The sequence below is a fragment of the Pseudomonas sp. JZ114 genome (genome assembly GCF_051027705.1).
GTDB lineage: Bacteria > Pseudomonadota > Gammaproteobacteria > Pseudomonadales > Pseudomonadaceae > Chryseomonas > Chryseomonas luteola.
Window position 1 is genome coordinate 1,659,490 of record NZ_CP069256.1, and the last position, 12,399, is coordinate 1,671,888.

General features: G+C 53.2%; 10 protein-coding genes. All 10 read left to right on the forward strand.

The window, feature by feature from the left end:
* Positions 1-4 precede the first annotated feature (4 nt).
* The 10 genes from flgE to JQR90_RS07840 all read left to right on the forward strand — a co-directional run bounded on the left by flgE (position 5) and on the right by JQR90_RS07840 (position 12,399).
* Positions 5-1,312: a flagellar hook protein FlgE gene (gene flgE / locus JQR90_RS07795; protein ID WP_010797878.1), complete on the forward strand. Its 1,308-nt coding sequence runs from the start codon at positions 5-7 to the stop codon at positions 1,310-1,312.
* Positions 1,313-1,496: 184 nt separating this feature from the next.
* Positions 1,497-2,234 (forward strand): flagellar basal-body rod protein FlgF, encoded by a 738-nt coding sequence (gene flgF, locus JQR90_RS07800; RefSeq protein WP_010797879.1) that lies wholly within the window; start codon positions 1,497-1,499, stop codon positions 2,232-2,234.
* Positions 2,235-2,286: 52 nt separating this feature from the next.
* Positions 2,287-3,072, forward strand: coding sequence for a flagellar basal-body rod protein FlgG (gene flgG / locus JQR90_RS07805; RefSeq protein WP_010797880.1), 786 nt, complete (start codon positions 2,287-2,289; stop codon positions 3,070-3,072).
* A gap of 29 nt (positions 3,073-3,101) precedes the next feature.
* On the forward strand, positions 3,102-3,797 hold the full coding sequence (flgH, locus tag JQR90_RS07810; RefSeq protein ID WP_010797881.1) for a flagellar basal body L-ring protein FlgH: 696 nt from the start codon (positions 3,102-3,104) through the stop codon (positions 3,795-3,797).
* A gap of 11 nt (positions 3,798-3,808) precedes the next feature.
* The gene (locus tag JQR90_RS07815) at positions 3,809-4,909 is read left to right on the forward strand and encodes a flagellar basal body P-ring protein FlgI (RefSeq protein ID WP_239380463.1); all 1,101 of its coding nucleotides are present in this window, start codon (positions 3,809-3,811) and stop codon (positions 4,907-4,909) included.
* A 13-nt stretch (positions 4,910-4,922) separates the two neighbouring features.
* Positions 4,923-6,146 (forward strand): flagellar assembly peptidoglycan hydrolase FlgJ, encoded by a 1,224-nt coding sequence (flgJ, locus tag JQR90_RS07820; protein WP_434140691.1) that lies wholly within the window; start codon positions 4,923-4,925, stop codon positions 6,144-6,146.
* A gap of 9 nt (positions 6,147-6,155) precedes the next feature.
* Positions 6,156-8,207 (forward strand): flagellar hook-associated protein FlgK, encoded by a 2,052-nt coding sequence (gene flgK, locus JQR90_RS07825; RefSeq protein WP_010797884.1) that lies wholly within the window; start codon positions 6,156-6,158, stop codon positions 8,205-8,207.
* A gap of 11 nt (positions 8,208-8,218) precedes the next feature.
* Complete coding sequence (locus JQR90_RS07830) at positions 8,219-9,772, forward strand: flagellar hook-associated protein 3 (RefSeq protein ID WP_434140692.1); 1,554 nt, start codon at positions 8,219-8,221, stop codon at positions 9,770-9,772.
* A 341-nt stretch (positions 9,773-10,113) separates the two neighbouring features.
* Positions 10,114-10,962: a flagellin domain-containing protein gene (locus tag JQR90_RS07835; protein WP_312507840.1), complete on the forward strand. Its 849-nt coding sequence runs from the start codon at positions 10,114-10,116 to the stop codon at positions 10,960-10,962.
* Between the two features lie 588 nt (positions 10,963-11,550).
* Positions 11,551-12,399 carry a flagellin domain-containing protein gene (locus tag JQR90_RS07840; RefSeq protein ID WP_312507840.1) on the forward strand — a complete coding sequence of 283 codons (849 nt, stop codon included), beginning with the start codon at positions 11,551-11,553 and terminating at the stop codon, positions 12,397-12,399.

Here is a 12,399-nt window from a genome sequence, read left to right on the forward strand (position 1 = left end):
AATTATGTCATTCAATGTTGGTCTGAGCGGTCTGAAAGCAGCAAGCACTCACCTGAACGTTACCGGTAATAACATTGCCAACGTAGGCAGCACCGGCTTCAAGGCATCCCGTGCCGAATTTGCCGATATCTATGCAACGTCGATGTTTGGTGTAGGCAATAACACCACAGGCAGCGGCGTCTTGACTGCCAATATTTCCCAGCAGTTCACGCAGGGCACAATCAGCAAGACCGGCAATAGCCTGGACATGGCCATTAACGGTAATGGCTTTTACATCATGAGCAACAACGGTACGGAGACCTACACCCGTAACGGTACGTTCAGCACGGATAAAGAAGGCTATATCGTTGACAACTCGGGCAACCGTCTCCAGGGCTATCGCGCAGATGTCGATGGCAATATTGTGCCCGGCGCGGTGACTGACCTTGTGGTCGATACGACCAATCAGCTGCCTAAGGCCACGACTGCCGTAGCACAGACACTGACCTTGAACTCAAGCTCTACGGTACCGACGTCCACTACATTCGATCCTAATCTAGCTTCTAGCTACAACTGGTCTACCTCAGTCAGTGTGTTCGATACTCAAGGCAACGAGCACAACATGATGCAGTACTTCGTCAAGAACGATACAAACCAGTGGACCATGTATGTAACGGTTGACGGTCGTAACCCTGCAGATCCGACTTCAACCACACCGTATTCAGCGAACGTGAATTTTGACGCTGCCGGTCGCATGAGCTCAATTGCGTCGAATGACTTTCAGGTTGACGCAAACAATGTGCTGACCATGAATAATTGGGTGCCTGCTGCTGTTAAAGACAGCAAGGCTGATCCGGTCGTTTGGGGTGCCAATGGCGCGGCTGCCAACGGTGCTGGCGTTACCCTGGATATCACCAAAGTCACCCAGACTAACAGCAGCTCTGCGGTTACCAAGGTAACCCAGGATGGCTATACCACGGGTCAGCTGTCAGGTCTTTCCGTAGATGCCAGCGGCACGTTGTTCGCCAACTACACCAATGGCCAGTCGAAAAACATTGGTCAGACTGTTCTGGCTACCTTCGCCAACATGCAGGGCCTGCGTCCGGTAGGCAACACTAATTGGATCCAGACCGTTGCGTCCGGCGAGCCCGTTCGTGGTACTCCGGGTTCAGGTGTGATTGGTACGATCGAGTCCGGCGCACTGGAGGATTCCAACGTGGATCTGACGGCGCAGCTGGTAGACCTGATCGTTGCTCAGCGCAACTATCAGGCTAACGCCAAGACCATCGAAACTGAGAACGCCATTTCCCAGACGATCATTCAGATTCGTTAATTAGGGGAAGGATAGGTTTGCCGCTAGCGGCAACAATATTCCGGCGCTCTGACAAAAAGGCCTCATCCGAGGCCTTTTTCTTTTTAAATCAACTACTTAACTAATTTAAATAATATGGCACAGGCCTTGCTATAGATCCTGCATCGAAGCAATTCGCTGCAAAAAACCGTCGCTAGAGGATTCTATGGACAAGTTGCTTTACGTCGCTATGAGCGGTGCCAGCCAGAATGAAATGGCACAGCGTGCCCACGCCAACAACTTGGCGAACGTTTCCACTTCAGGATTCCGTAAGGATCTTGAGCAAGCACGCTCGATGCAGGTATTTGGTGATACTCATCCTTCACGCGTCTATGCCATGAGCGAGCGTCCGGCAACGGACTTTACGCCTGGCTCGCTTCAGGAGACCGGACGGAACCTGGATATCGCTATCGAGGGTAACGGCATGATTGCTGTCCAGGCGCCCGATGGTAGCGAGGCGTATGTGCGTACCGCCAGCCTTCAGATTGATGCATTGGGTCAGCTGCGTACTAGCGGCGGCTTTCCGGTCATTGGCAATGGCGGACCTATTGCGGTGCCTCCACAAGCCAAGGTGGAAATCGGTCAGGACGGCACAATCAGTATTCAGGCGCTAGGTGAGAGTCCTCGCGTACTGGCCGAGGTTGACCGCATCAAGCTGGTTAACCCTGATACCAAGCAAATGGAAAAAGGTCTTGATGGCCTGATCCACACCAAGAACAACCAGCCTGCAGCGCCGGATGCCAATGTCCGTGTGGCTTCGGGATTCGTAGAAAGCAGCAACGTGAATGCTGCTGAAGAAATGACCTCTGTTCTTGCCCTGGCCCGTCAGTTCGAGTTGCACATCAAGATGATGCGTTCGGCTGAAGATAACTCGGCTGCGATGGCAAAGGTTTTGCAATCCTAATTACCAGTTTGCATGAAACGCCGTAAAGCCGGCGCTTGAGGAGAACGCAATTATGATGTCTGCATTGTGGGTCAGTAAAACAGGTCTGTCCGCTCAGGACATGAACCTGACCACTATTTCCAACAACCTGGCCAACGTCTCCACGACGGGCTTCAAGCGCGACCGTGCCGAGTTCCAGGATTTGCTGTATCAGGTACGTCGCCAGCCAGGCGCCCAGTCCACTCAGGACAGCCAGCTGCCGTCAGGTCTGCAACTGGGTACTGGTGTACGTATCGTAGGTACCCAGAAAAACTTTACCGAAGGTAGCCTGCAAACCACGGATCAGCCGTTGGACATGGCCATCAACGGTCGTGGTTTCTTCCAGGTTTCCATGCCGGACGGCACGATTGCCTATACCCGTGACGGTACTTTCCACCTGAACTCTGATGGTCAGGTCGTTACCGCCAATGGTTTCGCGCTGGAGCCAGCGATTGTTGTTCCTGCCGAGACCAGAACCTTTACTGTGGGTGAAGACGGTACGGTGTCGGTAACCACTGCTAACAATGCGGCGCCGCAGGTGATCGGCAACCTTCAGACGGCTGACTTTATCAACCCGGGCGGCCTGCAGGCTGTAGGCAACAACCTGTTCATGGAAACCGCTGCCAGTGGTGCTCCGCAGAATGGTACCCCTGGCTTGAATGGTCTTGGCACCGTCATGCAGCAGACATTGGAAAACTCCAACGTAAGCACCGTGGAAGAGTTAGTGAACATGATCACTACTCAGCGCGCTTACGAGATGAACTCCAAGGTCATCTCCACCGCTGACCAGATGCTTGGCTTCGTTACTCAGAACCTGTAATCGCTTTTATTCGCGAGGTCGTTGTTTGTATGAACCGCCTTCTTGCTCTTGTTCCCGCGCTTGGCGCTGTATTGCTGGTTGGCTGCGTAGCACCTGCTGCTCAGCCAAACGATCCGTATTACGCGCCGGTGCTGCCGCGCACGCCGATGCCGGCTGCGCAGAACAATGGCTCCATTTACCAGCCTGGGTTCGACCAGAACCTGTATACCGACCGCAAGGCGTTCCGCGTGGGTGACATCATTACCATCACGCTGGAAGAAAGGACTCAGGCGAGCAAGAACGCGAGTTCGGATATTTCCAAGGACAGTTCGGCCAATCTTGGGGTCAGCTCCCTGTTTGGCACCAAGGCACAGATTGGCAACCCGCTTTCGGGTGGCAACCTGAACCTGGGCGCCCAGTTTGACGGCGCTCGAGAGAACAAGGGTGATGCCAAGGCTGCACAAGGCAACAGTCTGACGGGTTCTTTGACCGTGACGGTGGCAGATGTGATGCCCAACGGAGTATTGGCCGTCAGGGGTGAAAAATGGCTGACGCTCAACACAGGTAATGAGCTGATGCGCATTTCTGGACTGATTCGTGCAGACGATATCAGCACCAATAACACCGTGTCTTCCACTCGGGTAGCAGATGCACGGATTACCTATTCCGGTACCGGGGCATTTGCCGATGCCAGTCAGCCGGGTTGGTTGAGCCGCTTCTTTACTAGTCCGCTATTTCCGTTCTGAGGCGTGAAATCATGTTGAAACATCTATGCGTTGCTTTCGCACTGGTACTGTCAGCAACGGCAGTCCAGGCAGAACGCCTCAAGGACATCGCCACGATTCAGGGCGTGCGGACCAACCAGTTGATTGGTTATGGCCTGGTTGTAGGCTTGAATGGTACAGGTGACCAGACGACTCAGACACCGTTTACCGTCCAGACCTTCAATAACATGATGGCGCAGTTCGGTATCAAGGTCCCCAACGGCGGAAACGTCCAGCTCAAGAACGTGGCCGCTGTATCCATTCATGCGGACCTGCCAGCGTTTGCCAAGCCAGGCCAGACGATCGACATTACCATTTCGTCGATCGGTAATGCCAAGAGCCTGCGTGGCGGTAGCCTGTTGATGGCTCCGCTAAAAGGTATCGACGGTAATGTGTATGCCGTCGCGCAAGGCAACCTGGTTGTAGGTGGGTTTGACGCAGAAGGTAAGGACGGCTCGCGTATCACTGTCAACGTTCCGTCAGCAGGGCGTATCCCCGGCGGGGCCACCGTCGAGCGTCCGGTTCCGAGCGGCTTCGATCAAGGCAACTCGCTGACGCTGAACCTTAACCGTTCGGACTTTACAACCGCCAAACATATCGTTGACAAGATCAACGACCTGCTGGGTCCCGGTGTGGCAACGGCAGTAGATGGCGGCTCGGTTCGTGTGACGGCACCGCTCGATCCCAACCAGCGCGTGGACTACATCTCTGTGCTGGAAAACCTGGAAGTCAGCCCAGGCGAAGCAGTTGCCAAGGTCATTATCAACTCGCGTACCGGTACTATCGTCGTCGGGCAGAACGTAAAAGTTGCGCCTGCAGCTGTTACGCACGGCAGCCTGACGGTCACCATCAGTGAAGATCCCATTGTCAGTCAGCCCAATCCGCTCTCGGACGGCCAGACAGCAGTGGTACCCAACTCGACGGTCAAGGCCAAGCAGGAAGCCAAGCCGATGTTCAGGTTTGGTCCTGGCACGACTCTTGATGAGATTGTACGGGCCGTCAACCAAGTTGGCGCAGCACCCAGTGATTTGATGGCGATCCTCGAGGCGCTTAAGCAGGCTGGCGCCTTGCAGGCCGATCTGATTGTAATTTAACGGAGCAGTAGTCATGGACTCTCGTTTGGGCGGAACCTACAGCAGTAACGTCGATTCCGGCGCATACACCGACCTGAACCGCCTTGCCCAGATGAAGGGCAAGAACCGGGATAGTGAGGAAAACGTCAAGAAAGTGGCTCAGGAGTTCGAGTCGCTTTTCCTGAACCAGATGATGAAGTCCATGCGCTCGGCTAACGAAGTGCTGGCCGATAAGGACAGCCCATTTCAGAGCGAAACGACCAAGCAATACCAGAGCATGTACGACCAGCAGATGGCCGTATCGCTTTCGCGAGAGGGCGGTGGCCTTGGCTTGGCATCAGTGCTTGAGCGTCAGCTCTCGAAGACGGGGCAGACCAGCCATCGTCCGAATCCGTTTGCGCAGGTGGGGCAGGCGGCTGCACCGAAAAGTGAAGCGTTAGCGGCTGCCCAGCCTTCAACGCTTCGCTCCGATCATAAACTGGCCAGTGTAGATCCTGCGCGTGATGACTCCAAGTTTCTCAATCAACGCCGCCTGGCGTTGCCTGGGAAGCTGGTTGATCGCGTCATGGCCGGTATTGTGCCGGATGTACAAAATCCGACCAGTCAAGTTGCCGGCACGGCTAACACTGCACTGTCAAAAAATGATTGGAAGCCTGCTCAAGCTCTGGCCGTTTCGGCCGATAAAGGTCTGAGTACGGGTGCCTCCCACGAGATTAGTGGACGTCGGTATGCGCAACCGCCCCTGGCCAGTAAGTCATCCTTCAGTAGCCGTGAGGACTTCGTTAACACGATGCTGCCAATGGCGAAGGAAGCGGCTGAGCGGATCGGCGTCGACCCGCGTTTCCTGGTAGCCCAGGCTGCACTTGAAACCGGCTGGGGCAAATCCATCATCCAGCAGCAGGACGGCTCCAGTAGCCACAACCTGTTCGGGATCAAGGCTCATGGCTGGCAGGGTGGTTCAGCGCGTGCACTGACTACCGAATATGTGAACGGGCAGCCCGTTAAAGAGGTAGCCAAGTTCCGTGCATATGACTCGTACGCAGACAGCTTCCATGACTATGTGAGCTTTCTGCAGGACAACGATCGGTATCAGAAGGCGCTTAACAGCGGAGGCGATTCAGAGAAGTTCATGAAAGGACTCCAGCAAGCCGGCTACGCCACTGACCCGAACTATGCACGCAAGGTAACGCAAATTGCTCAAGGCATTGGTACTTACCAGAACATTGCCTCGAATAGCTCAACTACGATTCGTTCATAAGGCCTGATCATGTCGAACCTCATTTCAATCGGACTTTCGGGGCTTTCAGCCAGCCAGAGTGCTTTGAGCACGACGGGTCATAACATTACCAATGCGGATACCGCAGGGTATACCCGTCAGCAGACCGTTCAGAAAACGACGGCAGCGCGTCTTGAAGGTACCTCCTATATTGGTACCGGTACGACCATTGCCGACGTGCGCCGTATTTATAATGACTACCTGGGTACCCAGGTAAGGACGACCACTGCGCTGAATAGCGCCGCGCAGTCGTTTTACAACCAGGTCAAGCAGGTCGACTCACTGCTGTCGGACGGTACTACCGGCGTTAGCAAGGTCATGCAGTCGTTCTTTGCTGCGCTGCAGACAGCATCGGCCAGTCCTACGGATAATGCCTCTCGCCAGCTGCTTCTGACACAGGCTCAGGGCTTGAGCGAGCGCTTCAACTCTGTAACCAATCAGCTGGTAGACCAGAACAACTACGTTAACGAGCAGTTGGCCAGCATGGCCACGCAGGCCAACAAACTGGCAGGTAGCGTAGCTCAGTACAACCAGGCCATAGCCGAGGCCTCGGGCAACGGCGCTTCGCCCAACGATCTGCTGGATGCCCGTGACGAGGCGGTACGTCAGCTTTCCGAGATGATCGGCGTGACGGTGGTCAACCAGGACGGCAACTACAACCTGTATATCGGCTCAGGTCAGCCCCTGGTGGTCGGCAACTCCGTGTCTACGCTTGCAGCAGGCCCCAGCCAAATCGATCCGGCGCGTTATGCCGTTACGTTGACCAAGGCCAATACAACGCAGGATGTCTCGTCCGTAGTGACGGGCGGAGAGATGGGCGGATTGCTCAACTACCGTAACAACGTGCTGGATCCGGCTCGTAATGAGCTGGGCCGCATGGCGATGGTGATTACCGAGCAGGTGAATAGCCAGTTGGGGCAGGGCCTGGATCTTAACGGCAACTTCGGTTCGCCGATGTTTGCTGATCTTAACAGCGCCGCCAACGTTTCTCATCGCAGCCTTGCCCAGATTGGCAACAGCGATAAGACGGCAAGCCTGAACGTAGACATCAAGGACACCAGCAAGCTGACCACTAGTGACTATGAAGTCACGATGCAGGAAGGTAATAGATATTCGGTGCGCCGTCTTTCCGATGGCCAAGCCATGGGCTCTTACAGCCTGGATGCTTCGCCTGCACCGGTGATTGATGGCTTCTCACTGAGCCTGGCGAGCGGGTCTGCGGTAAAGGGTGACAAGTTCACGATCATACCGACTCGTACCGGGGCGGCAGACATCTCCGCGCAGCTCAAGGATGCCTCTCAGCTGGCGTTCGCTGCACCGCTGTCCGCCACGCTTACAACCGGTAATAAAGGGTCTGGCAGTGTGACGCAGCCGACTTTGACGACCAAGCTGGATGTCAATGATGCTACCGCCAATGCTCAGATGCAGGCGGGTATCAAGAACGGCACGCCGGTCAAGATTGTATTTGGTGACGTCGCGAATGGCTCTCAGAGCTACTCAGTATTTAACACCAAGGGTGAATCCATCGGGACCGGTACTATCGTTCCAGGCAACAACAACAAGGTTGCTGTCAATGTTCCTGTACTGGATAACACTGGCAATGCGGTACTGAATACAGACGGAACGGCCAAAACGTTCTCGTTTGAAATGACGGTGAGCGGCTCTCCATCCAAGGATGACAGCCTCACGGTGTCGTTCAACAAGAGCGGTGCCTCTGATAACCGCAACGCTCAGCAACTGCTGAATCTGCAAACCAAGAATGCGGTGGGCGTCAGTGGTGGGAGTGTAGGAACCAGCATTACTGGTGCTTATAGCTCATTGATTGAGCGAGTAGGGGCTATTACAAGTCAGGCCGAGCTCGATACCAAGGCAACGAGCGCTGTGCTGACCCAAGCAAAAGACAGTCGTGATTCGGTATCAGGTGTCAACCTGGACGAAGAGGCGGCCAACCTGGTCAAGTTTCAACAGTATTACAACGCGTCTGCGCAGGTAATCTCGATCGCCCGCAGCACGTTCGATACGCTGATCAACGCAGTTCGATAGAGGCTTTATTCATGCGCATCTCTACTTCACAAATGTTTGCTTCGAATATTGCCGGATATCAGAACGGCTATTCGAGCATTGTTAAAACCCAACAGCAGATCTCCAGCGGCGTTCGTATCCAGACGCCGGCTGACGATCCTGTTGGCGCTGCTCGTCTGCTTCAGTTGGAGCAGCAACAGGCTCAGCTTGGACAGTACAAAGGCAATCTGGATACGGCGAAAAATAGTTTGCTGCAAGAGGAAAGCGTTCTTACGTCTGTAAATAATATGTTACAGCGGGCGCGTGAACTTGCACTGTCGGCAGGAAATGGCGCTTACTCAGATAAGGATCGAAGCTCGGTTGCTGCAGAGTTAGATCAAATCCAGCAACAGCTCCTAACGGCGATGAATAGCCGTGACTCGAATGGCCAATATTTGTTTGGCGGTTCAAAGAGCGGAGAGGCACCGTTTACCCAGAATCCAGACGGTACTTACAGCTACGTTGGTGATCAAGGATCTCTTGACCTGCAGGTCTCCAGCTCTATGCGGCTGTCTTCCAACGATAGCGGTTGGAGCGTTTTTGAGAGTGTATCTAATAATGCTCGCACTGAATCTCAGGTGACAGCTTTTCCTGCCAGTGGTCAGAAGGCGTTTCTTGGTCAGGGTGTTGTAACTAACAATCAAACCTTTAGCAGTTCGTATGCTAGCGGCGCTCCCTATGTGGTAGAGCTGACAAGTAGCAAGGAGTACAAGGTTTATAGCAAGGCAGATCCTAGCCAGGCCTTGGCAACAGGTACAATCGACCCAGCAAAGTCTACAAATAATATTTCGTTCCGCGGTGTAGATTTTTCATTGGGTATTAGCGGCCTGTCAAAAGACTCTACTGTTTTAGATTCAGAGTTGACAGGGCATCAATTCGAGCTTTCCAGTGCGCCAGACAAATTTTCAGTTTCTGGTCAGAATGCATCGAATGTCCAGCTAAGTGGTGGGGCTGTTGTTGACTCTCAAGCCTATATCACGCAGTTTCCTGCGACTGGCGTTTCCATTAAATTCAGCAGTGCTACGGACTATGAAATCTATGCCCAACCTATAAGCGAGGGTAGTAAGTCTGTTGCGCAGGGATCATTAAGTGGCTCGTCGTTAACTTATGCAGGAGTTCAACTGCAAGTAGGCGGAACACCTCAGGCTGGAGACCAGCTAAGTGTGTCGCCAAAATCACAGACAACACAAGGTATCTTGGATACATTGTCCAATCTGTCTAAGGCGCTTAAAACTCCTGTAACGGGTAACGAGACGGCACAATTCAAATTGAATGAGTCACTTAACCTGGCAGTTAAAAATATTGATAGTGCCATGAGTAATGTTGACGCTACTCGGTCGTCTATTGGTGCACGGTTAAATACGATCGAGACGCTTTCGATCGAGAATGAAAGCTTGAATATGACCAACTCTTCTACCCAGTCGGATATTCGTGACACTGACATGGCTGAAGCGTCGTCTAAGCTTATACTTCAGCAAACTATGCTAGAGGCGGCTCAGGCATCCTTTGCACGAGTCAGCCAATTGAGCTTGTTTGATAAGCTTTAAATACAACGCAATAAAAAAGGCGAGCCAGGCTCGCCTTTTTTATTGCTGCCAGACTGGCAAAGGCAGCCTAATGTAGGTTTAGAACGAAAGTGCTGCGGATAAAAGGTATAGAGAAAAACTAAAGCAGCATCAAAACAGGCCGAAATAGAGAGTAACCAGTTTAGGCCATCTGCTGTAGGCGGGTGGGGTGGCGAAGTTAGCCAACTGCTTGGGAAAGACTGAAGAAAATTCTCCTAAAGCAAATTGAGCAAACGCCGATAACTTAAACGTAGGTTCTCCAGGCCATTGAGGCAACCGCCAGGCCGGGGTATCAATCAAATGACTTTTGTGAGTATCTCATCATGGCTATGACCGTAAACACTAACGTTGCCTCCTTGTCTGTTCAGAAGAACCTGAACCGTGCTTCCGACAGCCTGAGCAGCTCCATGCAGCGCCTGTCCTCTGGCCTGAAAATCAACAGCGCCAAAGATGACGCCGCCGGCCTGCAGATCGCCAATCGTCTGACCAGCCAGATCCGTGGTCTGAACGTTGCTGTAAAGAACGCCAACGACGGCATCTCCATCGCCCAGACAGCTGAAGGCGCTCTGCAAGAGTCCACCAACATTCTGCAGCGTATGCGCGAACTGGCCCTGCAGTCCCGTAACGACAGCAACAGCGAAAAAGACCGTAACGCACTGAACGCTGAGTTCACTGCGATGACGGAAGAGCTGACGCGTATTGCTTCGACCACTACTTTTGGTAAGGACAAGCAGCTGCTGGACGGTAGCGCGGGTGTTATGCAGTTCCAAGTAGGCGCGAACACTGGCGCTAACGAAGTAATTGAAATTGATCTGAGCACTGGCTTCGATGCAACTACATTGTCTTTGGATACCCAGAGTATTACTGGTGCTACCAATGGCGACGCCCACACTGCAGTAGATGCCGCTATCACCGCTATCGATGCTGCTATGGATACTATCAACTCCAAGCGTGCCGACCTGGGTGCGGTGCAGAACCGTATGAGCAGCACGATCTCCAACCTGCAGAACATCGGTGAGAACGCTACTGCCGCTCGCAGCCGTACTCAGGATGCTGACTTTGCTGCCGAAACATCGGAAATGACCAAGCAGCAGACCCTGCAGCAGGCTTCGACTGCGATCCTGGCCCAGGCCAACCAGCTGCCCAACGCTGTACTCAAGCTGCTCAACTAATCAGGGCTGCTTTGTTGAAAGGGGAAGATGCGAAAGCATCTTCCCCTTTTTTGTTTGTGTCTTTTGTATGTGAAAGTCGCTACCAGCGGCACGTGAGCTGCCTAATGCGGTTAAAGGCAAGACGCGGCATTTAGCATCTCTAGCTCCGCTGGACCTGTCTTTGCCGGGGGCTCTCTACGCCTTACTTGCCTTCCAAGAGATCTCTTGGCGATTTTGTTTGAACCAGGCAATTTCTGTTGTAGTGATTTATAGAGACTAATAAGGTGAATCTGGTAGTTATTATAAAGCAGTCATTTAATTGGCTGCATAACTAATAGTGCCAACTTTTTGAGTGGCGGGGCAGCTAATTAATGAATCATGTTTCTCTAAAGTAAGTTAGCGAAGAGCCGAAATAGAGAGTAACCAGTTTAAGCCATCTGCTGTAAGCGGGTGGGGTGGCGAAGTTAGCCAACTGCTTGGGAAAGACTGAAGAAAATTCTCCTAAAGCAAATTGAGCAAACGCCGATAACTTAAACGTAGGTTCTCCAGGCCATTGAGGCAACCGCCAGGCCGGGGTATCAATCAAATGACTTTTGTGAGTATCTCATCATGGCTATGACCGTAAACACTAACGTTGCCTCCTTGTCTGTTCAGAAGAACCTGAACCGTGCTTCCGACAGCCTGAGCAGCTCCATGCAGCGCCTGTCCTCTGGCCTGAAAATCAACAGCGCCAAAGATGACGCCGCCGGCCTGCAGATCGCCAATCGTCTGACCAGCCAGATCCGTGGTCTGAACGTTGCTGTAAAGAACGCCAACGACGGCATCTCCATCGCCCAGACAGCTGAAGGCGCTCTGCAAGAGTCCACCAACATTCTGCAGCGTATGCGCGAACTGGCCCTGCAGTCCCGTAACGACAGCAACAGCGAAAAAGACCGTAACGCACTGAACGCTGAGTTCACTGCGATGACGGAAGAGCTGACGCGTATTGCTTCGACCACTACTTTTGGTAAGGACAAGCAGCTGCTGGACGGTAGCGCGGGTGTTATGCAGTTCCAAGTAGGCGCGAACACTGGCGCTAACGAAGTAATTGAAATTGATCTGAGCACTGGCTTCGATGCAACTACATTGTCTTTGGATACCCAGAGTATTACTGGTGCTACCAATGGCGACGCCCACACTGCAGTAGATGCCGCTATCACCGCTATCGATGCTGCTATGGATACTATCAACTCCAAGCGTGCCGACCTGGGTGCGGTGCAGAACCGTATGAGCAGCACGATCTCCAACCTGCAGAACATCGGTGAGAACGCTACTGCCGCTCGCAGCCGTACTCAGGATGCTGACTTTGCTGCCGAAACATCGGAAATGACCAAGCAGCAGACCCTGCAGCAGGCTTCGACTGCGATCCTGGCCCAGGCCAACCAGCTGCCCAACGCTGTACTCAAGCTGCTCAACTAA

What these genes read in the sequence shown, in the direction of transcription:
- flgG (WP_010797880.1), top strand. Translation starts at nt 2,287, where the DNA reads ATGATGTCTGCATTGTGGGTCAGTAAAACAGGTCTGTCCGCTCAGGAC.
- flgH (WP_010797881.1), top strand. Translation starts at nt 3,102, where the DNA reads ATGAACCGCCTTCTTGCTCTTGTTCCCGCGCTTGGCGCTGTATTGCTG.
- flgE (WP_010797878.1), top strand. Translation starts at nt 5, where the DNA reads ATGTCATTCAATGTTGGTCTGAGCGGTCTGAAAGCAGCAAGCACTCAC.
- JQR90_RS07835 (WP_312507840.1), top strand. Translation starts at nt 10,114, where the DNA reads ATGGCTATGACCGTAAACACTAACGTTGCCTCCTTGTCTGTTCAGAAG.
- JQR90_RS07840 (WP_312507840.1), top strand. Translation starts at nt 11,551, where the DNA reads ATGGCTATGACCGTAAACACTAACGTTGCCTCCTTGTCTGTTCAGAAG.
- flgJ (WP_434140691.1), top strand. Translation starts at nt 4,923, where the DNA reads ATGGACTCTCGTTTGGGCGGAACCTACAGCAGTAACGTCGATTCCGGC.
- JQR90_RS07830 (WP_434140692.1), top strand. Translation starts at nt 8,219, where the DNA reads ATGCGCATCTCTACTTCACAAATGTTTGCTTCGAATATTGCCGGATAT.
- JQR90_RS07815 (WP_239380463.1), top strand. Translation starts at nt 3,809, where the DNA reads ATGTTGAAACATCTATGCGTTGCTTTCGCACTGGTACTGTCAGCAACG.
- flgK (WP_010797884.1), top strand. Translation starts at nt 6,156, where the DNA reads ATGTCGAACCTCATTTCAATCGGACTTTCGGGGCTTTCAGCCAGCCAG.
- flgF (WP_010797879.1), top strand. Translation starts at nt 1,497, where the DNA reads ATGGACAAGTTGCTTTACGTCGCTATGAGCGGTGCCAGCCAGAATGAA.